Annotated in this window: 22 protein-coding genes; 10 read left to right on the top strand and 12 right to left on the bottom strand. The window is 67.0% G+C overall.

The genetic code is table 11. The features are described from left to right. The 7 genes from AC04MD_RS04440 to AC04MD_RS04410 form a co-directional block, all read right to left on the bottom strand. Window positions 1–705 (bottom strand): C39 family peptidase, encoded by a 705-nt coding sequence (locus AC04MD_RS04440; RefSeq protein ID WP_475496099.1) that lies wholly within the window; start codon window positions 703–705, stop codon window positions 1–3. After that, window positions 702–1,118, bottom strand: a complete 417-nt coding sequence (locus tag AC04MD_RS04435; RefSeq protein ID WP_475496098.1) for a hypothetical protein — start codon at window positions 1,116–1,118, stop codon at window positions 702–704. Before AC04MD_RS04435 ends, AC04MD_RS04440 begins: the two co-directional genes overlap by 4 nt. Window positions 1,119–1,235: 117 nt before the next feature. Beyond that, entirely contained in the window at window positions 1,236–2,762 is a 1,527-nt protein-coding gene (locus tag AC04MD_RS04430) for a hypothetical protein (protein WP_475496097.1), read from the bottom strand. Between the two features lie 210 nt (window positions 2,763–2,972). Then, on the bottom strand, window positions 2,973–3,377 hold the full coding sequence (crcB, locus tag AC04MD_RS04425) for a fluoride efflux transporter CrcB (protein WP_475496168.1): 405 nt from the start codon (window positions 3,375–3,377) through the stop codon (window positions 2,973–2,975). Between the two features lie 29 nt (window positions 3,378–3,406). Then, window positions 3,407–4,774, bottom strand: coding sequence for a replication-associated recombination protein A (locus AC04MD_RS04420; protein ID WP_475496096.1), 1,368 nt, complete (start codon window positions 4,772–4,774; stop codon window positions 3,407–3,409). A gap of 34 nt (window positions 4,775–4,808) precedes the next feature. Then, window positions 4,809–5,432 carry an outer membrane lipoprotein periplasmic chaperone LolA gene (gene lolA, locus AC04MD_RS04415; protein ID WP_475496095.1) on the bottom strand — a complete coding sequence of 208 codons (624 nt, stop codon included), beginning with the start codon at window positions 5,430–5,432 and terminating at the stop codon, window positions 4,809–4,811. Between the two features lie 93 nt (window positions 5,433–5,525). Continuing rightward, window positions 5,526–7,889 carry a DNA translocase FtsK gene (locus AC04MD_RS04410; RefSeq protein WP_475496094.1) on the bottom strand — a complete coding sequence of 788 codons (2,364 nt, stop codon included), beginning with the start codon at window positions 7,887–7,889 and terminating at the stop codon, window positions 5,526–5,528. 289 nt (window positions 7,890–8,178) lie between these two features. Between AC04MD_RS04410 and trxB the strand changes: the two genes are divergently transcribed. The 6 genes from trxB to AC04MD_RS04380 all read left to right on the top strand — a co-directional run bounded on the left by trxB (window position 8,179) and on the right by AC04MD_RS04380 (window position 12,828). Beyond that, window positions 8,179–9,132 (top strand): thioredoxin-disulfide reductase, encoded by a 954-nt coding sequence (gene trxB, locus AC04MD_RS04405; RefSeq protein ID WP_475496093.1) that lies wholly within the window; start codon window positions 8,179–8,181, stop codon window positions 9,130–9,132. A gap of 24 nt (window positions 9,133–9,156) precedes the next feature. Then, window positions 9,157–10,044, top strand: coding sequence for a metallophosphoesterase (locus tag AC04MD_RS04400; RefSeq protein ID WP_475496092.1), 888 nt, complete (start codon window positions 9,157–9,159; stop codon window positions 10,042–10,044). An 11-nt stretch (window positions 10,045–10,055) separates the two neighbouring features. Then, window positions 10,056–11,183, top strand: a complete 1,128-nt coding sequence (locus AC04MD_RS04395; RefSeq protein ID WP_475496091.1) for a GNAT family N-acetyltransferase — start codon at window positions 10,056–10,058, stop codon at window positions 11,181–11,183. Between the two features lie 42 nt (window positions 11,184–11,225). Beyond that, window positions 11,226–11,972, top strand: coding sequence for a leucyl/phenylalanyl-tRNA--protein transferase (aat, locus tag AC04MD_RS04390; RefSeq protein WP_475496090.1), 747 nt, complete (start codon window positions 11,226–11,228; stop codon window positions 11,970–11,972). An 85-nt stretch (window positions 11,973–12,057) separates the two neighbouring features. After that, the gene (gene infA, locus AC04MD_RS04385) at window positions 12,058–12,276 is read left to right on the top strand and encodes a translation initiation factor IF-1 (RefSeq protein WP_055943174.1); all 219 of its coding nucleotides are present in this window, start codon (window positions 12,058–12,060) and stop codon (window positions 12,274–12,276) included. 183 nt (window positions 12,277–12,459) lie between these two features. After that, a complete protein-coding gene (locus tag AC04MD_RS04380) occupies window positions 12,460–12,828 on the top strand; it encodes a hypothetical protein (RefSeq protein WP_475496089.1) in 369 nt (122 codons plus the stop codon). A 57-nt stretch (window positions 12,829–12,885) separates the two neighbouring features. On the opposite strand, the gene clpA is transcribed toward AC04MD_RS04380, so the two are convergent. Beyond that, the gene (gene clpA / locus AC04MD_RS04375) at window positions 12,886–15,168 is read right to left on the bottom strand and encodes an ATP-dependent Clp protease ATP-binding subunit ClpA (protein WP_475496088.1); all 2,283 of its coding nucleotides are present in this window, start codon (window positions 15,166–15,168) and stop codon (window positions 12,886–12,888) included. Window positions 15,169–15,320: 152 nt separating this feature from the next. Beyond that, window positions 15,321–15,641, bottom strand: coding sequence for an ATP-dependent Clp protease adapter ClpS (gene clpS, locus AC04MD_RS04370; protein WP_192201152.1), 321 nt, complete (start codon window positions 15,639–15,641; stop codon window positions 15,321–15,323). A gap of 91 nt (window positions 15,642–15,732) precedes the next feature. On the opposite strand from clpS, the gene AC04MD_RS04365 reads away from it, so the two are divergent. Genes AC04MD_RS04365 through hflD form a run of 4 tightly spaced genes read left to right on the top strand, consistent with a single transcriptional unit; the run spans window position 15,733 to window position 18,399 of the window. Further along, window positions 15,733–16,215: a hypothetical protein gene (locus AC04MD_RS04365; protein ID WP_475496087.1), complete on the top strand. Its 483-nt coding sequence runs from the start codon at window positions 15,733–15,735 to the stop codon at window positions 16,213–16,215. Next, window positions 16,216–16,677 (top strand): NUDIX hydrolase, encoded by a 462-nt coding sequence (locus AC04MD_RS04360; RefSeq protein ID WP_475496086.1) that lies wholly within the window; start codon window positions 16,216–16,218, stop codon window positions 16,675–16,677. Then, a complete protein-coding gene (gene mnmA, locus AC04MD_RS04355; protein WP_475496085.1) occupies window positions 16,674–17,768 on the top strand; it encodes a tRNA 2-thiouridine(34) synthase MnmA in 1,095 nt (364 codons plus the stop codon). Before AC04MD_RS04360 ends, mnmA begins: the two co-directional genes overlap by 4 nt. Window positions 17,769–17,787: 19 nt before the next feature. After that, window positions 17,788–18,399 carry a high frequency lysogenization protein HflD gene (hflD, locus tag AC04MD_RS04350; protein WP_475496084.1) on the top strand — a complete coding sequence of 204 codons (612 nt, stop codon included), beginning with the start codon at window positions 17,788–17,790 and terminating at the stop codon, window positions 18,397–18,399. 60 nt (window positions 18,400–18,459) lie between these two features. On the opposite strand, the gene acnB is transcribed toward hflD, so the two are convergent. The 3 genes from acnB to AC04MD_RS04335 are packed head-to-tail and all read right to left on the bottom strand — an operon-like array spanning window position 18,460 to window position 21,699. Beyond that, complete coding sequence (gene acnB, locus AC04MD_RS04345) at window positions 18,460–21,051, bottom strand: bifunctional aconitate hydratase 2/2-methylisocitrate dehydratase (RefSeq protein ID WP_475496083.1); 2,592 nt, start codon at window positions 21,049–21,051, stop codon at window positions 18,460–18,462. A 52-nt stretch (window positions 21,052–21,103) separates the two neighbouring features. Then, window positions 21,104–21,505 carry a type II toxin-antitoxin system VapC family toxin gene (locus AC04MD_RS04340; RefSeq protein ID WP_475496082.1) on the bottom strand — a complete coding sequence of 134 codons (402 nt, stop codon included), beginning with the start codon at window positions 21,503–21,505 and terminating at the stop codon, window positions 21,104–21,106. Continuing rightward, window positions 21,502–21,699: an AbrB/MazE/SpoVT family DNA-binding domain-containing protein gene (locus tag AC04MD_RS04335; RefSeq protein WP_475496081.1), complete on the bottom strand. Its 198-nt coding sequence runs from the start codon at window positions 21,697–21,699 to the stop codon at window positions 21,502–21,504. The genes AC04MD_RS04340 and AC04MD_RS04335 overlap by 4 nt, the downstream gene beginning before the upstream one ends. Between the last annotated feature and the right edge of the window lie 159 nt (window positions 21,700–21,858).

Genomic DNA, 21,858 nt, shown 5'->3' with positions numbered 1-21,858 from the left:
TCAGATGTCTCCCGGACCGCGCCGCGGCACGGTGATGTTGCGCAGGCCATCGCGCTGGATTCCCATGTCGAGCGGCGCCGGAGGTGCGGTCTTCCAGTCGCTGGCCTGGTTGAAGCGGGCGCGGTCGCGCCGGTTGTGCACGACGAACATCACCCGGTTGTCCCACAACGCCTCGAAGCGCGAACGCGGCATCGCCCGGGTACCGCGCGCCGGATCGCCCAGCAGCACGCGGCCGTCGCGCAATCCCTTCACGACCACGAAATGGCGATAGCCACGGTCGTTGAGCAGCACGATCGCGGGGACGTTCTCGTCCTGCAGCTTGTCGAGCGGCAGCTCGAAGCCATCCGCCTCGTAGCCTTTCGAGCGCAGGTAGCGCCGCATGTCGAGCAAGGAGAAGCCTTCCTTGCGGATGCGCGCCTGGTCGCCGTTGTTGTACATCTGCACGAACACGTCCACTTCGCTGACCGGATGGCCGTACTGGTGCGTCAGCAGCGTCGCCGTGGCGGCGGAGCCGCAGCTGAAGTCGTACTGCTGCGGCAGCGTGGTCTTGAAACGCGCTTCCTTCAGGCTGGTCAGGCGCACGTTGTAGGCCCCGCCCGGCACGCGCACGTCGCTGGTCGCCGCCGACGCACCGCCCAGGCAAACGAACGCGCAAGCCAGCGCGGCATGCGCCAGCCAGTGCGCACGCCGCAGGCGACGTTTCATTGCGGCACGGCCCCGAAATCGACGGTCACGATCATCGCGTTCTGGATCAGCACGTTGCTGCCGGTGTTCTGGATGACCGTGTTGATCCCGCTGGCGTTGCTGAAGGCGCCGTCGGCGATGCTGTTGGAGCCGCTGGTGATGTGGTGCGCGGTATTGCCGTCGACCGAGCCGTCGACATCGATCAGGTTTTCGGTCTGGCTGGCGTCGCCGCCGCGCATGACCGACAACCGGTCGGTGGCGATCGCCCGCCCGAGATCACTGACCGCGACCACTGGGACGTCGGGCACCTGCAGCTCGACGCCGGTCGTTGCCGCCTGCGCGGGTGGTGGTATCTCTTCGGCCGTCGCGCCGTAGGCGACGACGAACAATCCCCAGGCTGCGAGTCGCAGCCCGGCCTGATGGTGCGCGAGCATGGTCCTTCTCCCTTGCCATGCGTCCACCACGCGGCCATCGGCGCCCCGCCGGTGAGCGGGGCGCCTGCGTCCGCGTGCGATATCCGGATCGATCGGGACCCGAATACCCCGGAACGCTTATGGGCCTACGGTCAGGTTGGCCTGGACGGTGATGCCCTGCTGGATCAGCGAGGCCATGCCGCTGTTCTGCGCGGCCACCATGATGCCGGCGGCGGACTGGCCGACGCTCGTCATGTTGTTGGACATGTCGAACGCACCCGCATCGACCGCCACCGACCCGCCTGCACCACCGGCACCGCCGGTCGCGCCGTTGCCGACGCCGCCGTTGCCGTCGCCGCCCATGCCATCGCCGCCGTTGCCGACGCCACCGGCGCCACCGGTCGCACCGACCGCACCACTGGCGCCGTTGCCGGCCGTGGCATCGCCGTTGCTCGCGCTGGACGAGGCACTGCCGTTGGTGGCGTCGCCATTGCTGGCATCGCCGCCGGCACCGCCGTTGCCTGCGGTAGCCGTCACGCTGCCGCCGGCGCCGCCCCAGCCATTGCCGCCACCGCCGGTGGCGGTCGCGTCGCCGCCCGTACCGGTGCCTGAGCCGCTGGTCCCGCTGCCGTCGCCACCCGTACCGGTGCCGTCACCGGACGTACCCGCACCAGCGGTCGCCGTGCTGGCGCCGCCGGTGGCGGTCGCATCGCCGGACGTGCCGGCGCCACCGGTCGCGGTGCCGTCGCCACTGGTACCGTCGCCCGCGCCGCGTTCGCGCACGTTGCCGCTGCCGGCGCCGGCGTCACCGCCGGACGCACCGGCCATCGAACCGGTATCGCCGCTGGCGCTGCCGGCATCGCCGCCGGACGCACCACTGGCACCGCCGCCGTCACCGCCCCAGCCGCCGGCATCGCCGCCGCGCCCGCGACCGTTGCCGGCCGTCGCGTCGCCGTCGCCACCCCAACCGGCACCGTCGCCACCGTTGGCGCCACGGGTGTCGTTGGCGTTGCCGCCGCGCCCGCCGTTGCCGGCGGTGGCATCGCCGATCGAGGCGCTGCCGTTGGACGAATCGCCCGCCGTCGCATCGCCGATGCTGGCGCTGCCGCCGCTACCGCCGTTGCCGCCGTTTCCGCCATTGCCGCCGTCGCCGCCGCTGCCGGAACCACCGCCGGCCTCGCCGCCGTAGCCATCGCCGCCGTAGCCTGCGCCACCACGACCACCGCTACCGCCATTGGCATTGCCCCAGTTCTGGGCGACGTTGCCGATGTCGTGCACGGTCACGCCCGACACGGAACCGATCAGCTTGGTTTCGGCGACCGCCTTGCTCTGGTTGAAGGAGTTGGAGAACGTCGACGTCGCGGTGCTGCCGTTGTTCGCTGCGGTCGAGCCATAGCCTTCCGCATTGGCGCGTCCGCGGTTGTTGCGGTTGTCGCCATCGTAGGAGCGGTTGTCGCTGTTGTCCGAGTTGTCCGAGTTGTCGCTGTTGTCGCTGTTGTCGGAGTTGTCGGTGTTGGTGCTGTTGTTGCTCATATCCGCCGCGAGGTTGACGAGGATGTCATCGCCATTCCCGTTCTCGGTGTTGGTCTGTTGAGCGAAGGCCTGTCCCGTCATGCCGAGCGCCAGGAGTACCGCCGAAGCGATCAGAGTCTTGCGTGTGCACATGTTGAGTCTCCTTGTGGCCGCTCCGGAGCCCAGGGGAAGCCCCTAAAAAGCGACGCGGGTCACACTTGCACACGATTCGTTAGCACTTTCCGGCGCACAGGTTAAAAATTCATTAGCGCCATGACCGTTTGTCCGCACGTCAATCGGAACCGTCATACGAAGACACGGCGTGACCGGTCCGGCATACGGCCGGCGTTGCGCGGCGCACGATTACCAGGCCGTCGGCCGGACGACACCCGCCACGCGCGCGCCCAGCCAGACCAGCAACAGGCCCACTGCGAGCGTCACCGCGAGATAGCCGAAGGCGACCCCTTGCCTCTCGGTCCGCGCGAACATCAGGCACTCGACCATCAGTGCCGAGTACGTGGTCAGCGCGCCCAGCACGCCGACGATGAGAAACGCACGCCAGTACAGCGCGGACGGGCGCCCTTCCAGCCAGATCGCCAGGAAGCCGACCGCGAACGAACCGATCATGTTCACCGCGAACGTGCCCCATGGGAATCCGCTGCCGAGCTGGCGCAACAGAACACCGCCCAGCCAGAATCGCGCCGCCGCGCCCAGCGCACCTCCCGCCATCACCAGCATCAGTTGCTGCCACCACATCCAGGCCTGCACCGGCATGCGTCGTGTCCTGTCAGAAAGGCTCAGTCGTCGCGACCGGCCTGCTGGCGGGCCTGTCGGCGGGCCTCACGCAGGCGATCGAGTTTTTCTTTCAGCTTGATTTCCAGCCCACGCTCGACCGGCGCGTAGTACACGCGCTCGCCCATGGCATCGGGGAACGCGGTCTGGTCCAGCGCAATGCCGCCCACCGCGTCGTGGTCGTACTGGTAGCCGGTGCCGTACCCCAGCGACTTCATCAGCTTGGTCGGCGCATTGCGCAGGTGCATCGGCACGTCCTGCGTGCCGTACTCGCGTACATCGGCCTTGGCGGCGTTGAAGGCCATGTAGCCGGCGTTCGACTTCGCGGTGCTGGCCAGGTAGATCACCAGTTGCGCCAGCGCGAGATCGCCTTCAGGGCTGCCGAGCCGTTCGTAGGTATCCCACGCATCGATCGCCATCTGCAGCGCACGCGGATCGGCCAGGCCGATGTCTTCCACGGCCATCCGCGTCATCCGTCGCGCGAGGTAGGCCGGATCGCACCCGCCGTCGAGCATCCGCGCCAGCCAATAGACCGCGCCGTCGGGATTGGAACTGCGCACGGACTTGTGCAGGGCCGAGATCTGGTCGTAGAACTGCTCGCCGCCCTTGTCGAAGCGGCGCGTGCGGTCGGCCAGCACCTGCGCCAGCGTCTGTGGCGTGATGCGCCCGCCTTCGTCGGCCGCCAGTTCGGCCGCGATTTCGAGCAGTGTCAGTCCGCGTCGCACGTCGCCGTCGGCCGCGGTGGCGATCTCGAGCAGCGCATCGTCGTCCACCTGTACCGCCAGCCCACCGAGTCCCCGTTCCGTATCGTCCAGCGCCGACCGCAGTGCCTGGCGGATATCGTCGGGCGACACGGCTTCCATCACGTGTACGCGGCAGCGCGACAGCAGCGCGGAGTTCAGTTCGAACGAGGGATTTTCGGTGGTCGCGCCGACGAAGATGATGGTGCCGCGCTCGATGTGCGGCAGGAACGCATCCTGCTGCCCCTTGTTGAAGCGATGCACCTCGTCGACGAACAGCACGGTGCGGCGCCCGCTGGCGAAACGCTGCGCGGCTTCGGCCAGCACCTGCCGCACCTCGGGCAGACCCGACAGCACCGCCGAGATCGCCTTGAACTCGGCATCGGCATAGCGCGCCAGCAGCAGCGACAGCGTGGTCTTGCCGCAGCCCGGCGGGCCCCACAGGATCATCGAGTGCACATGGCCGGATTCGACCGCACGTCGCAGCGCACTGCCCGGCGCCAGCAAGCGGCGCTGGCCCACCATCTCGTCGAGCGTGCGCGGACGCATGCGCTCGGCCAGCGGCCGCAGCGCGGTGGTGTCGACGCTCAACAGGTCGGGCGAATCAGGAGAAGGACGGGACGCTCTGGGCACGTGCCCATTCTAGCGTCCCGGCCGCGGCTGCCGGTTACGGGCCGCCGACCACATCCACGCCCTTGGCCGGCGCGTACTTGAACGTGCCCGCGGCGAACGCCGGATTGCGCTTCCAGCCACTGAAGTCGATCTCGGTGCGCTGGCCGACGGCGTCCTTCACCTCCATTTTCACCAGCGTGCCGCCCGAGAAGGCGAGGCGCGCGGTCTGGAAACTGGCATCGCCTTCCTGCCTGGGCGTCAGCGTCAGCCACTGCACGCCGCCCTGCCCCGCTGCTTCGGCCACCTTGAACTGCTGGTCGAGCTTGCCGGGGTCGATCAGCGCGGCGAGCGGGCTGTTCTCTTCCTCGATGCCCTGCTCCCGCACGGTGGCCTGCTGCAGGTCCGGGTCGTAGACCCACACCTTCTTGCCGTCGGCCACGATCAGCTGCTCGTACGGCTTGTTGTATTCCCAACGGAACAGGCGCGGCGCGGACAGCGCGACGCGACCGTTGGAGGTTTCCTTGAGCTTGCCGCCACCGTCATAGACCTTCTGGACGAACTGGCCATCCAGGCCCTTCAGGCCGGTGGTGAAGGTCTTCAGTTCATCGCGCGCGCCGGCGAAGGCGCTGGTGGCCAGCAAGGCGGTGGCGAGGACGGCATAGCGTGCGGTGCGGAGCATGATGCGTTCCGGGATGAAGGACGTTGGGCGGAGTGTGCCGGGGCGAAACTGAACAGGCTGCAGACCGCGCGACGCAGCCACCTGCCCGTTCAGTCAACGCGGCGGCGGCGGGGCCAGGACCTGGCGGTCGCCATTGTGTTCGGGCGGCGTCACCACGCCGGCGGCTTCCATGGCCTCGATCAGGCGCGCCGCACGGTTGTAGCCGATCTTCAGGCGTCGCTGCACGCCGGAAATCGAGGCCCGACGGCTCTCGGTGACGATCTTCACCGCCTCGTCGTAGAGCGGATCGGACTCGTCGCCACCGCCACCACCGGATTCCGGCAGGCCGGTCGGCCCGACGACGATGCCGTCGCCCATGGTCTGCACTTCTTCCAGCACGCCCTCGATGTAGTCGGCGGTGCCGCTGGCCTTGAGGTGCTCGACCACGCGGTGCACTTCCTCGTCGCTGACGAAGGCGCCGTGGATGCGCTCGGGCATCGCGGTGCCTGGCGGCAGGTACAGCATGTCGCCGTGACCGAGCAGCGTCTCCGCGCCGGACTGGTCGAGGATGGTGCGCGAGTCGATCTTCGAGCTGACCTGGAACGCGATGCGGGTCGGGATGTTCGCCTTGATCAGGCCGGTGATGACGTCCACCGACGGACGCTGGGTGGCCAGGATCAGATGGATGCCGGCCGCACGCGCCTTCTGCGCCAGGCGGGCGATCAGTTCTTCGACCTTCTTGCCGACGATCATCATCATGTCGGCGAATTCGTCAATGAAGATGACGATGAACGGCATCGGCTCCAGCGGGCGCGGCGCTTCGGCCAGGTCGGGGTTCGGCTTGAACAGCGGATCCATCAACGGCTGGCCCGCGTCCATCGCATCCTTGACCTTCTTGTTGAAGCCGGCCAGGTTGCGCACACCCACCGCGCTCATCAGCTTGTAGCGGCGCTCCATTTCCGCCACGCACCAGCGCAGGCCGTTGGCGGCCTCCTTCATGTCGGTGACCACCGGCGCCAGCAAGTGCGGGATGCCCTGGTAGACGCTCAGCTCCAGCATCTTCGGGTCGATCATCAGCATGCGCAGGTCTTTCGGCGAGGCCTTGTACAGCAGGCTCAGCACCATCGCGTTGACCGCCACCGACTTGCCGGAGCCGGTGGTACCGGCGACCAGCAGGTGCGGCATGCGCGCCAGGTCGGCCACGGTGGGGCGACCGGCGATGTCCTTGCCCAGCGCCAGCGTCAGCACGCTGCCGGACTTGTCGTATTCCTTCGAACGCAACAGCTCGGACAGGAAGATCATCTCGCGGCTGGTGTTCGGAATTTCCAGGCCGATCACCGACTTGCCCGGGATCACGTCGACCACGCGCACCGACTTCACCGACAGGCCGCGGGCGATGTCCTTGTCCAGCGAGCTGATCTGGCTGACCTTCACGCCGGGTGCCGGTTCCATCTCGAAGCGGGTGATCACCGGGCCCGGATAGGCGCCCACCACCTGCACGTCGATGCGGAAGTCCTTGAGCTTGAACTCGATCTGCCGCGACAGCGTTTCCAGCGTCTCTTCCGAATAGCCCTTGGTCTGCGGCTTCGGATCGTCCAGCAGCGACAGCGGCGGCAGGCCCGACTCGTCGCCACCGGTGCCGTGGAACAACGGGATCTGCTGTTCGCGCTTGGCGCGCTCGCTCTTCTCGACCACGGCCGGAGCCGGCGGTTCGATCTTCACCGGTTCGCGTTTGGCACGTGCCACGGCATCGGTCTTGCGGACGACCTCGCGCTCCTCGCGCATCGCCCGGGTCTGTTGCCATTCGTTGGCCTGCTGGCTGCCGCGGCGGAACAGGTCGGGCAGCATCAGCACATACTTGCCGATGCGTTCCATCACGGCGAACCACGATAGTCCCGTCGCCAGCGTCACTGAGGTCAGGAACAGCACGAGCAGGAACAGGTTGCCGCCGAGGCTGCCGAACAGCTTCAGCAGCGACTTGCCGACCAGTGTGCCGAGGATGCCGCCCGGTCCGGCCGAAAAATGATCCGCAGGAATCCCGCGCAGGTGCAGCAGTCCCGCCGTGGAGATCACGAAGGCGACCATGCCGATCAGCCGCAGCGCAGGCCCGAGGTCAGCGTGGCCGTCGCCATCGGTATCCATGCCGAACAGGGCGATCCACGCGATCGCCCCCAGGATCAGCGGCAACACGAAGGCGACATAACCGAACAGCCACAACAGCATGTCCGCCAGCCACGCACCTGCCAGCCCGCCCATGTTGTGCACCGGCGCGGTGAGGCTGCCGGATTGCGACCAGCTCTGGTCCTGCGGCGAAAACGTAAAGAGGCTGGCCAGCAGGTAAAGCAGCAAGGGCGCGATGGCGATCAGCGCGAGATCGCGCCAGAGGCGCTGGCGACGCGGATTCGGCGGCGAGGCCTGCTTGCGCGCCGCTGCGTTGCCGCCTTTGGATTTGCCGTTGTCCGGGAGCTGCTTCGCCACCTTTGGACCAGACCTTAGGAAATTTCTGTTAGTGATTGATAGTAAACGAATCGTGCGCCCCGCAACAGCAGGCCTTCCGCACCGCCGCCGATCATGGCCAAGGGGCGGAAAGCAAAAACGCCGCGCGGTCGCGCAGCGTCTTCGTTCGATCGGTCAGGGATACGGCCTGCATCACCGCTTTCCATCTGCGTGCCTTGATTCGCCGGATACGCAACGCCACTCTATGTGCCTGCGGACGACGCGCCATCGCGTCGTTGCCTGCCCGATCACCACCTTTTCGCGAGTATACATGAGCACTTCGAAGCACTGCCGCCTGTTGATCCTGGGCTCCGGACCCGCCGGCTGGACCGCGGCCGTCTACGCCGCCCGCGCCAACCTCAAGCCCGTCGTGGTCACCGGCCTGCAGCAAGGGGGTCAGCTGATGACCACCACCGAAGTGGACAACTGGCCCGGCGATGCCCACGGCCTCATGGGCCCGGACCTGATGGCGCGCATGCAGGCGCACGCAGAACGCTTCGAGACTGAAGTGATCTTCGACCACGTCCACACGGCAGACCTGTCCTCGCGCCCGTTCAAGCTGATCGGCGACAGCGGCGAGTACACCGCCGACGCGCTGATCATCGCCACCGGAGCCACCGCCAAGTACCTGGGCCTGGAATCCGAAGAAAAGTTCAAGGGCCGCGGCGTGTCCGCCTGTGCGACCTGCGACGGCTTCTTCTACCGCGACCAGGATGTAGCGGTGATCGGCGGCGGCAACACGGCGGTCGAAGAGGCGCTGTACCTGTCCAACATCGCCCGCAAGGTCTACCTGGTGCACCGCCGCGACACCCTGCGCGCCGAGAAGATCATGCAGGACAAACTGTTCGCCAAGATCCAGGCCGGCAAGATCGAGCCGGTTTGGCACCACACCGTCGACGAGGTGCTGGGCAACGACGCCGGTGTGACCGGCATCCGGGTGAAGTCGGTGCAGGACGGCAGCACGCGCGACATCGACGTGCACGGCTTCTTCGTCGCCATCGGCCACACCCCGAATACCGGCCTGTTCGAAGGCCAGTTGGACATGAGCAACGGCTACCTGAAGATCCGCTCCGGCATCGAGGGCAACGCCACCGCCACCACGATTCCCGGCGTATTCGCGGCCGGCGACGTGACCGACCAGCACTATCGCCAGGCCATCACCTCAGCGGGTTTCGGCTGCATGGCGGCACTGGATGCCGAACGCTTCCTCGACAAGGACGGCTGATCCGGACGCAGGCGCCTCCCACGGATGGACACGCTGCTGATCAAGCAATGCCTGTTCTACGGGAGCTGGCTGATCTGGCCGTTCATCGCCTGGCTGGCCTGGCGACTGCGCGAGCGTCGTGGCCGTGGGCTGATCGTCCTGCTGCTGGCAGGCTGTCTGGTGTTCGCGTGGGCGCGCTTCGTCGAGCCGCAGCGCATCCACGTGCAGGAGACCGTGCTTGCCGGCACGGGCGCACGGGCGCGACTGGTCCTGATCAGCGACATCCACCTGGGGGTCTACAAGGACACTGCCTACCTGCAGCGCCTCGTGGAACGTATCAACACGCTCCACGCCGACGCCGTGGTGATCGCGGGCGACCTGACCTATGAACCCGACGACCAGTCGCTGGAGCACATGTTCGCGCCGCTGGCCAGCCTTCATGTCCCGGCCTATGCGGTACTGGGCAACCATGACCAGCAGGCACCGGGTCCGGATATCGATGCGGAACTCAGGGCAGCGCTGGCGACGCACAAGGTCGAGGTGATCGAAGGCAGTTCGGTAACGCTGGGAGGCTTCCGTCTGGCAGGGCTGGGGGATCGCTGGGCCAACAAGGATGACGCGGGCTTTCTCTCGACCACGCCTTCACCGCTCCCGACGCTCGTGCTCGCCCACAATCCCGACAGTGCGATCGATCTCGACCCGGCGGTCGCGACCCTGGTACTCGCGGGACATACGCACGGCGGCCAGATCCGTATTCCCTGGCTGTACCGGCATGCGATCCCCAGCCGGTACGGCTTCGACCGCGGCGAACAGTTTCTGGCGACGCCACGCGGACGCGTGCGCGTCTACACCACGGTCGGCACGGGCGAAATCGGCTTGCCGATGCGTCTGTTCAACCCGCCCACCATCGACGTACTGGAGCTGCGTCCGTAGCATCGCTGCCGATGGTCGACGTCCGCTTCCTGCCTTCGCTTGCCGACATGCCTGCATCCGCCTGGGATGCGCTGCATGACGGAAGTAATCCCTTCGTCTCCCACGCATTCCTGCATGGCCTGGAAGCGCACGGCTGCCTGCGCGCAGAATGGGGATGGACGCCACACCATGCCACGCTCTGGAGGGATGGCCGCCCGGTGGCCGCCGCACCCGGCTACCTGAAAGACAACTCGCACGGCGAATTCGTGTTCGACCACGCATGGGCACACGCCTACGCGCAGCACGGGCTGGACTACTACCCGAAGTGGTTGGGGGCGGTACCGTACTCGCCCGTTACCGGACCACGGCTGCTCGCCCGTGACGCCGACGGCCGCACCGCCCTGCTCGATGCGATACGCAACGAAGCCGAGCGACTCGACCTCTCCTCCGCGCACGTCAACTTCCCCACCCAGCACGAGGATGCCGCGTTTCCCGACCTGTGGCTGCCACGCATCGATGTGCAGTACCACTGGCGCAACCCGGGGCATTGGCGCGACTTCGAGAGCTTCCTGGCCGACTTCGACCACAAGCACCGCAAGAACATCCGCCAGGAGCGGGCGAAGGTCCAGCGCGCCGGGGTAACGTTCCGCGTGGTGCACGGCGACGAGGCCAGCGAGGCCGACCTGCGCGCGATGTTCGGCTTCTACCTGCAGACGTTCCACGAGTACGGCAACTCGCCGGCACTGACGCTGGCCTTCCTGCAGCATCTCGCACACGCCCTGCCGCGCAACCTGGTGATGTTCCTGGCCGAGCATGATGGGCGCCCGGTCGCCGGCGCCCTGTGCCTCCGGGGAACAGGCACGCTGTACGGCCGTTACTGGGGCGCCACGTCCAGCATTCCCGGACTCCATTTCGAGACCTGCTACTACCAGGGCATCAACTACTGCCTGCGCGAAGGCCTGACGGTGTTCGAGCCGGGCGCGCAAGGCGAACACAAGATCGCCCGCGGCTTCCTGCCGACCTTCGTGCATTCACGACACTGGATCGCCCAGCCTGATTTCGCGGCCGCACTCGCCCGCTGGTGCGAGGAAGAAGCGCTGGCGGTGCGACGCTACGCCCAGACCCTGCAGACGCATACGCCCTTCAAGCGTCGCGACTGACGCCGGCGATCCGCGCCGGGATTGCCCGCTTACAATCCCGGCATGCGCCAGCGGCCGTTCGTCCTGCCCTCCGACCCCCATGCACCGTTCCCTCCCGCGGGCAGCGCCATGCGCGATCCCGACGGCCTGCTGGCGATCGGCGGCGACCTGTCGCTGCCGCGCCTGCTCAACGCGTATCGACACGGCATCTTCCCGTGGTTCTCTTCCGGGCAACCGCCGCTCTGGTGGTCGCCGGATCCGCGGATGGTGTTCCACACCAACGAGGTGCGCCTGTCCTCGCGATTCCGTCGGGAACTCAGGCGAAGCGACTGGCAGGTCCGCGCGGACACCTGCTTCGACCAGGTGATCGCCGCGTGCGCGCAAGCACCACGACCGGGGCAGCACGGCACCTGGATCACCTCCGGCATGCGTCAGGCCTATATCGACCTGCACCGGCAGGGACATGCCCACTCGGTCGAGGTGTTCGATGGCGACGCCCTGGTCGGCGGCATCTACGGCATGGCGATCGGCCGGATGTTCTTCGGCGAGAGCATGTTCAGCGCCCGCTCCGGCGGTTCGAAGATCGCCCTCGCAGCCTTGGCGGCGCGCCTGCACGCATGGGGATGGCCGCTGATCGATGCGCAGGTGGAGAACGACCACCTCCACTCGCTGGGAGGGCGTCTGATGCCCCGCGCCGCCTTCCTCGAACAGGTCGCCGGTCTGGTGGATGCGCCATCGGAAGAAGAGGCTTGGACGGAGCGGTTCGGTGCGATGCCGGTCGCCTGCCTGTCGCAACCCACGGTCCCGTAACGGAATTTTTGCACCGGGGACGCAGCTGGCGTACAATGCCCGGCTTCATGGCACCCGCCATCCCTTGCGGCACACACAGGTTTACATGTCGAAAGACGATTCCATTGAATTCGAAGGCACCGTTGCAGAGACGCTGCCCAACACCATGTTCCGGGTCAAGCTGGAGAACGGGCACGAAATCATCGCCCACATCTCCGGCCGCATGCGCAAGAACTACATCCGCATCCTGACCGGCGACAAGGTGAAGGTCGAAATGACCCCCTACGACCTCACCAAGGGTCGAATCACCTACCGCATGAAATAATCTGCGCAAGTAATTGATCGAAAAGCGGCCGATGGCCGCTTTTCGCGTTCTTGGCGTCCCGTGCACGTGACCAACGGCACCGGGCCGGTCGTCACGCGGACTTCAGGCAGATTCCATCCGCCGGGGGCGCCGGCAGCATGGCGCAGCGTCCATTCCCGGACGCAGACCTAGAAGAGAGCCGCCATGAACTCCCGTCGCCCTACCCCCTTGCTGTGCGTGCTGGCGCTGGCCATCGCCCCGAGTGCCGCCTTCGCCGGCGAAGCCATTACCGACTGTGTGGACCTGGGCAGTGACCAGGAGATCGTGCGGGCCGCGGGTGGCCAGCAGTTCTTCCTGCGCAACGGCAGCGACCACTATCGCGTCGCCTTCCAGCACAGCTGCGACTCGATCATGCTGACGCCCCGCATCGACATCAGCACGGACGGCCAGGCCAATCGCCTGTGCGCCGCCGACACCCGCGTGAAGACCGCACGTGACACCTGCCGGGTGGCGTCGGTGGAAACGATGACGGCGGAGGAATTCGCCAAGCGGAAGAAGCGCTCGGCGCGCTGACCGTGCACAAAGAAAAGGCGGCCCTTTGGCCGCCTTTTCGTTCACACGCTCTCGCAATCAGGACACGGTCGCGGGCAGCAGGCGCTCCGGCTCGGCCTGTGCATCGACCACCAGTTCGCCATCGCGGACGTCGATGCTGACGCGGCCACCGTTGACCAGCTTGCCGAACAGCAGTTCGTCGGCCAGCGGGCGCTTCACCTTGTCCTGGATCAGGCGGGCCATCGGGCGGGCACCCATCAGCGGATCGAAGCCGTGCTGCGCCAGCCAGTCGCGCGCCGTCGGCGTGGCCGACAGGCTGACATGCTTCTCCTGCAGCAGCATCTCCAGCTCGATGACGAACTTGTCCACGACCCGCAGGATGTGGTCGAAGCCCAGGCCCTGGAACTGCACGATGGCGTCCAGCCGGTTGCGGAACTCCGGCGTGAAGCTGCGGCGGATCACTTCCATCGCGTCCGTCGAATGGTCCTGCTGCGTGAAGCCGATGGTGCGGCGCGACGCCTGCGCGGCGCCTGCATTCGTCGTCATCACCAGGATGACGTTCTTGAAGTTCGCCTCGCGCCCGTTGGTATCCGTCAGCACGCCACGGTCCATGACCTGCAGCAGGATGTTGAAGATGTCCGGATGCGCCTTCTCCACTTCGTCCAGCAGCAGCACGCAGTGCGGCGTCTTGACGATCTTCTCGGTCAGCAGGCCACCCTGGTCGAAGCCCACGTAGCCGGGGGGCGCGCCGATCAGGCGGCTGACCGAATGCGGCTCCATGTATTCGGACATGTCGAAGCGCACCAGTTCGATGCCGAGCTGCAGCGCCAGTTGCTTGGTCACCTCGGTCTTGCCGACGCCGGTGGGACCGGCGAACAGGAAATTGCCGATCGGCTTCTCCGGATTCGCCAAGCCGCTGCGCGCCAGCTTGATGGACGACGCCAGCGTCTCGATGGCCGGGTCCTGCCCGAAGATGACCATCTTCAGGTTGCGCTCCAGGTGCTGCAGCACGTCCTTGTCGGACGACGACACCTGCTTGGCCGGGATGCGCGCCATCTTGGCGACGATGGTCTCGATCTCTTCGACGTCGATCAGCTCCTTGCGCGTGCCCTCGGGCAGCAGGCGCTGGCGGGCGCCGGCCTCATCGATCACGTCGATCGCCTTGTCCGGCAGCAGGCGGTCGCCGATGTGCTTCACCGACAGGTCCACCGCCGCCTGCAGGGCGTCGTCGGCATACGTGACGCCATGGTGCGACTCGTACTTGGGCTTCAGGCCCTGGAGGATCTCGTAGGTCTCGCCCACCGTCGGCTCGACGATGTCGATCTTCTGGAAGCGGCGAGCGAGCGCGCGGTCCTTCTCGAAGATGCCGCGGTACTCCTGGAACGTGGTCGAGCCGATGCAGCGCAGCTCGCCCGATGCCAGCGCCGGCTTGATCAGGTTCGACGCGTCCATGGTGCCGCCGCTGGCCGAGCCCGCGCCGATGATGGTGTGGATCTCGTCGACGAACAGGATGGCGCCGGGGATCTTCCTGATCGCCGCCAGCACGCCCTTCAGGCGCTTCTCGAAATCACCACGGTACTTGGTGCCGGCGACCAGGGCGCCGAGGTCCAGCGAGTAGATGACGGCGTCCAGCAGGACGTCCGGCACCTCGCCTTCGACGATGCGCTTGGCCAGACCCTCCGCCAGCGCGGTCTTGCCCACGCCGGCCTCGCCGACATACAGCGGGTTGTTCTTGCGGCGGCGGCACAGGACCTGGATGGTCCGCTCGATCTCGTCGCCACGGCCCACCAGCGGATCGATGCGGCCCTGGCGCGCCATGTCGTTCAGGTTGCTGGCGAATTCGGTCAGGGCATCGCCCTTGCCTTCGCCTTCGCCGCCTTCGGCCTTGCCCTCGCCCTCGGGCTGCCCGCCGGCCTCGTTCTCCTCGCCCTGCTTGGCGATGCCATGGGACAGGTAGTTGACGATGTCGAGGCGGGTGACGTCCTGCTGGTTGAGGAAATACACCGCGTGCGAATCCTTCTCGCCGAAGATCGCCACCAGCACGTTGGCGCCGGTAACTTCCTTCTTGCCCGAGGACTGCACGTGGTAGACGGCGCGCTGCAACACGCGCTGGAAGCCGAGCGTCGGCTGGGTGTCGCGGCCGTCGTCTTCCGCCAGGCGCGACACCGAGGCCTCGATCGCCTGCTCCAGGTCGGCGCGCAGGCGATTGGCGTCCGCGCCGGTCGCCTTCAGGACGGCTTGCGCCGAGGGGTTTTCGAGGAGTGCGAGCAGCAGGTGCTCGACGGTCATGAATTCGTGCCGAGCTTCACGGGCGCGCTTGTAGCACTGGCCAATGGTCTGCTCGAGGTCTTTGCTGAACATGGTTGCCTCCGGGGCCTATGCCGACAATATGCGGCTTGGCGGGCGGTTTTCCATCACCCTACCGGATTTCAGTGTTCAGGGATCGTTGCCTTGTGCATCGCGGCGGTGCCCCCACACCGTATCCGACCCGGCGTACCCGCGCCGGTCCCCCGTCAGGACTTCTCCATCGTGCACAACAGGGGATGCTGGTTCATACGGGAAAACTCGTTGACCTGGGCCACCTTGGACTCGGCCACCTCGCGCGTGTAGACGCCGCAGACGCCGCGACCGCGGGTATGCACGTGCAGCATCACCTGGGTGGCCTTCTCCAGGTCCATCACGAAGAACTGCTGCAGTACGGTCACCACGAAGTCCATCGGGGTGTAGTCGTCGTTGAGCAGCAGGACCTGGTACAGGGGCGGCGGAGCGACCTCGGGCCGGCTGGTTTCCACCATCAGGCCATGGTCGCGTTCGTTTTCGTTCTTGCGGGACATGCGCCAATTATAGGCGCCAGCCGCCATCGCCCGCATGGACGCCATGCGTGACCCCGGCCACAATGCGCCATCCCAACCCGACGAGCCGCCCATGAAGCCGACGCTGTCCCGCCTGCCCGCCGCCCTCCTGCTGTGCACCGCCACGCTCGCGACGCCGGTGTTGGCGGCGGATGCCTCGGTGGAGGCCCGGCTGAAAGCGCGCGGCATCCAGTTCGAGGTGGATGCGGACGGCGACTACAAGGTCACCTACTCCTACAAGCAGGAGAACCGCACCCAGTTGGTCTTCGTCTCGGGCCGCACCGAGGAAGTGAACGGCATGAGCGTGCGCGAGGTCTTCTCGCCGGCCGGCCGCGTCGCCGCCGACGGGATCGATGGCGCCAAGGCGCTGGCCCTGCTGGCCGACAGCCGCAGCAAGAAGATCGGCAGCTGGGAGATTTCCGGCGACGTCCTCTACTTCGTCATCAAGCTGCCCGACAGCGTCGATGGCGCGGGACTGGAAGCGGCCATGGACGTGGCCTCCGAAACCGCCGACAACCAGGAGATCGAACTCTCCGGCGACAAGGACGAGCTGTAAGTGAGCTACCGCGAGGGACGCTTCTGGCAGCCGGACGTCACCGTCGCCACGGTGGTGGTCCGCGACGGCCGGCTGTTGATGGTGGAAGAGCGCGCGCAGGGACGGCTGGTGTTCAACCAGCCCGCCGGCCATCTGGAGCCCGACGAAAGCCTGCTGGAAGCCGCCCGCCGCGAGACGCTGGAGGAAACCGGCTGGGAGGTCGCGCCGACCGCCTTCATCGGCGCCTACCAGTGGAAGGCCGAGACCGGACGCCACTACCTGCGCTTCGCCTTCGCTGCCGACCCGGTGCGCCACCTGCCGAAGCGGCCGCTCGATGACGGCATCGTGCAGGCGCTGTGGCTGACCCCGGCCGAACTGCAGGCGCAATCCGACCGCCATCGCAGCCCGCTGGTCTGGCAGGTCGTGCAGGATTACCTCGCGGGTCGCCGTTCGCCCCTGTCCACGCTGCAGCAGATCGCGTGAGTGCCCCCCGCATCATCGTCGGCGTGTCCGGTGGCGTGGATTCGTCCGTCGCCGCCCTGCACCTGGTCCAGCAGAACGAACCGGTCGCCGGTCTGTTCATGCAGAACTGGACCGACGACGGCAGCGGCGACTGCCGCGCCGAAGACGACCGGCGCGACGCGGTGGCGGTCTGCGGTCGCCTCGGCATTCCGTTCCATTTCCGCGACTTCTCCAGTGAGTACTGGCAGGGCGTGTTCGAGCATTTCCTCGCCGAGTACGCGGCCGGGCGCACGCCGAATCCCGACGTGCTATGCAACCGCGAAGTGAAGTTCAAGCATTTCCTCGACGCGGCCCGTGAACTGGGCGCCGAGAAGATCGCCACCGGCCATTACGCGCGCGTGGACCAGCATGGCGGCCGCTGGCGCCTGCTGCGCGGCGTGGACCGCAGCAAGGACCAGAGCTATTTCCTGCACCAGTTGGGCCAGGCGCAGCTGTCGGCCACCCTGTTCCCGATCGGCGAGCTGCAGAAGACCGAACTGCGCCGCATCGCGCGCGAGGCCGGGCTGCAGACGCACGACAAGAAAGATTCCACCGGCATCTGCTTCATCGGTGAACGCGACTTCCGCGAGTTCCTCGGGCGCTACCTGCCCGCTCGCGCAGGCGAGATGCGCGACCCGTCCGGCCAGGTGATCGGCGAGCATCCCGGCGTGTTCTATTTCACCTTGGGCCAGCGCGAAGGCCTGCAGATCGGCGGCGTGCGCGGCCGTCCGCAGGCACCTTGGTATGTCGTGGGCAAGGACGTGGCGAGCAACGTGCTCTACGTCGACCAGGACACGCAGAGCCCTTATCTGATGTCGACACGGCTGTGGACCGAGGCCGCGCACTGGATCGCAGGAAGCCCGCCGGCGACACGCTTCACCTGCACCGCGCAGACACGCTACCGCCAGCCCGACGAGGACTGCGAAGTGGAGGTGCTGGGCGACGACAGCGTGAGCGTGCGGTTCCTGCAGCCGCAGCGCGCCGTCACGCCGGGACAGTCGCTGGTCCTCTACGCTGGCGACGAATGCCTGGGAGGCGCTGTCATCGCACGAACGGACGCCCCCTCGAAATGAAACTTGCGGAGCAAGCAGCTTGAGCAATCGATATTCCGACCGCGTACTGGCCCTCGCCGGGCTGGCACAGGCCCTCCACCAGGTCCGCCGCATCGCCGAAACCGGCCAGTCCGAAGGCGCTGCCGTGCAGGCCGCACTGGACAGCGTGTTCCGCATCGATGCGGCGACGCCGTTGGCCGTCTACGGCCGCGTGAGCGATATCACCCCGGGCCTGCGCGTGCTGCGCAGCCACCTCGCCAAGGAGGGCCAGGACGACGGTGTCTCCCGCCTGGCGATGGCTGTCCTGCAGCTGGAGCGCCGGTTCGTGCGCGAAGAAGACACGGTGCATGCGGTCACGCGTGGCCTGGGCGACATCGCCCCCCGCGCCGAGCAACAAGGCAGCACGCATCCCGATGTCCTGTCCGCCCTGGGCGGCCTGTACGCCGACACCATCAGCCACCTGCGTCCGCGCGTGATGGTCCAGGGCAATCCGCACTACCTGGGCCAGCCAGGCGTGGTCGCGGAGATCCGCGCCATCCTGCTCGCCGCCGTGCGTTCGGCGGTGCTGTGGCGCCAGATGGGCGGCACGATGTGGGACTTCGTCTTCAGCCGCCGGCAGATGCTGGACGCTGTGGACGACTGGCTGCCCTGATCCCGTGGGGACGCGCAAGAAAAAGGCCCGGCAATGCCGGGCCTCTCTTTGCTTGCCTGATCAGGCCGCGACGGTCTTCGCCACGTCCTGGTACTCCTCGATCTGGTCGAAGTTCATGTAGCGGTAGATCTCGGCGCCCTTCTCGTTGATCACGCCGATGTCGGCCATGTACTCGGCCTTGGTCGGGATCTTGCCTAGGCGCGAGCAGATCGCGGCCAACTCCGCCGAGCCCAGGAACACGTTGGAGTTGCGGCCCAGGCGGTTCGGGAAGTTGCGGGTCGAGGTGGAGAACACCGTCGCGCCCTCGCGCACCTGCGCCTGGTTGCCCATGCAAAGCGAGCAGCCCGGCATTTCCATGCGCGCGCCGGCGGTGCCGAACGTGCCGTAGACGCCTTCCTTGGTCAGCTCCGAGGCATCCATCTTGGTCGGCGGCGCGACCCACAGGCGGGTCGGGATATCGCGCTTGCCTTCCAGCAGCTTGGCGGCGGCACGGAAGTGGCCGATGTTGGTCATGCACGAACCGATGAACACTTCGTCGATCACCGTACCGGCGACGTCGGACAGCGTCTTCACGTCGTCCGGGTCGTTCGGGCAGGCCAGCAGCGGCTCGTGCACGTCGGCCAGGTCGATGTCGATGATCGCGGCGTACTCGGCATCGGCATCCGGCTCCAGCAGCTGCGGGTCAGCCAGCCACGCTTCCATCTTCTTGATGCGGCGGGCCAGCGAACGGGCGTCGGCGTAGCCTTCGGCGATCATCCACTTCAGCAGCGTGATGTTGCTGGTGAGGTACTCGATGATCGGTTCCTTGTTCAGGCGCACGGTGCAGCCGGCGGCGGAGCGCTCGGCCGAGGCGTCGGACAGCTCGAACGCCTGCTCCACCTTCAGGTCCGGCAGGCCTTCGATCTCGAGGATGCGGCCGGAGAAGATGTTCTTCTTGCCCGCCTTGGCCACGGTCAGCAGACCGGACTTGAGCGCGTAGTACGGGATCGCGTTGACCAGGTCGCGCAGCGTCACGCCCGGCTGCAGTTCACCCTTGAAGCGCACCAGCACCGACTCCGGCATGTCCAGCGGCATCACGCCGGTGGCCGCGGCGAACGCGACCAGGCCCGAGCCCGCTGGGAACGAGATGCCCACCGGGAAGCGCGTATGCGAGTCGCCGCCGGTACCGACGGTGTCGGGCATCAGCATGCGGTTGAGCCAGCTGTGGATCACGCCGTCGCCGGGACGCAGCGAGATACCGCCGCGGGTGGAGATGAACTCCGGCAGCGTGTGGTGCGTCTTCACGTCGACCGGCTTCGGATAGGCCGCGGTGTGGCAGAACGACTGCATGACCAGGTCGGCGGAGAAGCCCAGGCAGGCCAAGTCCTTCAGCTCGTCGCGGGTCATCGGGCCGGTGGTGTCCTGCGAGCCCACCGAGGTCATCTTCGGTTCGCAGTACGCGCCCGGACGCACGCCCTGGCCTTCCGGCAGGCCGCACGCACGGCCGACCATCTTCTGCGCCAGCGAGAAGCCCTTGCCGCTGTCGACTGGCTGCTGCGGCTGGCGGAACAGGTCCGTCGCAGGCAGTTTCAGCGCTTCGCGCGCCTTCGCGGTCAGGCCGCGGCCGATGATCAGCGGAATGCGGCCACCGGCGCGCACTTCGTCGAACAGCACGTCCGACTTCACCTGGAACTCGGCGATCACCTGCCCGTCCTTCAGTGCCTTGCCGTCGTACGGGCGCAGCTCGACCACGTCGCCGTGGTTCATCTGCGACACGTCGAGTTCGATCGGCAGCGCGCCGGCGTCTTCCATCGTGTTGTAGAAGATCGGGGCGATCTTGCTGCCCAGGCAGACGCCGCCGAAGCGCTTGTTCGGGATGAACGGGATGTCCTCGCCGGTGAACCACAGCACGCTGTTGGTCGCCGACTTGCGCGAGGAGCCGGTACCGACCACGTCGCCGACGTAGGCGACCAGGTGGCCCTTGTCCTTCAGCGACAGGATTTCCTGGATCGGGCCGCGCTTGCCGTCTTCTTCCGGCACGAACGGCGCGTCGGGACGCTTGTTCTTCAGCATCGCCAGCGCGTGCATGGGGATATCGGGACGCGTGGTGGCGTCGGGCGCCGGCGACAGGTCGTCGGTGTTGGTCTCGCCCGGCACCTTGAACACGGTGATGGTCAGGCTCTGCGGCACTTCCGGCTTGCTGGTGAACCATTCCGCGTCGGCCCAGCTCTGCAGCACGCCCTGTGCATGCGCGTTGCCCTGCTCGGCCTTTTCCTGCACGTCGTGGAAGCTGTCGAACATGAGCAACGTGTGCTTCAGGCCTTCGGCGGCGGTCGCACCGAGGTCGGCGTTGTCCAGCAGTTCGATCAGCGGATGGATGTTGTAGCCGCCCAGCATCGTGCCCAGCAGTTCGGTGGCGCGCTGCGCGGTGACCAGGGGGGTCTTCTCGGTGCCGAAGGCGACGGCGGCCAAGTAGGACGCCTTGACCTTGGCGGCATCGTCGACGCCGGCCGGCACGCGGTTGGTGATCAGATCGACCAGGAAATCCTCTTCACCGGCCGGCGGGTTCTTCAGCAGCTCGATGACCTCAGCCGTCTGCTGGGCCGACAGCGGCAGCGGCGGGATGCCCAGCGCGGCGCGCTCGGCTACGTGGTGGCGGTAGGCTTCCAACATGGGTGACTCCGGTCGTTCGGTGGTGCGGTGGAATGGGAAAACGGGGTGATGCTTATTCGTTCGCGGGCACGATCAGCTTCAGGCCCTTGAAATAATCGCGGTGGAAGGCGGTGTCGAAGGTGATCAGGCCGTCGCACTGCAGCAGCGCGTGCGCACCGACCAGGAAATCGGCGATCGGCCGCGCCTCGCCATCGCGCTGACGATGCCGGCGCTGCATTTCGCCGGCGCGCAGCGCGGACTTGGCCTCGACAGCGTTGAAATGGACGCCCATCTCCTCCAGCGCGGCCAGCGCATCTGCGCCGTTGCGCAGCGAGGCACAGAGCTGCGCGAGGGCTGCATCGCAGACGACCACGCGGCCACTGCCCAGGCTCTGGCGCAGGCCGGCTTCGACCGCATCGGCGCGCGCGCCATCGGTCAGCAGCTCGATCAGGACGGGAGCGTCGACGGCGATCATTCGTTCGGCGTGCCGTCGGCGTCGAGGGCGAACTTGCCGCGCACACGCGAGATCGCGTCGTCGACGCTCTTCCGCAACACGATGCGGCTACCTTCCAGTTCGACCTTCAGCACGCTGCCCTTGGTCAGGCCCAGCGCATCGCGCACGGCCTTCGGCAGGGTGATCTGGCCGCGCTCGGCAACGGTGGCTTCCATCAGTGCCCCCTCTTGAGTATGGAAGAATTATACATACTTTACTTGGCATACCCCAGCCCGGAGTACCCATCATCCCGCTGCCACATGCACCTTTGGTCGGATCATGGCCGTCTCACTCATGACGGATAATTCGGGCAAGCCTCGACAAGACACGCAGCG

Source organism: Pseudoxanthomonas sp. LjRoot206 (genome assembly GCF_056175725.1).
Note: the sequence above shows the minus strand (reverse complement) of the source record. Positions and strands in the feature narration are given on the sequence as shown.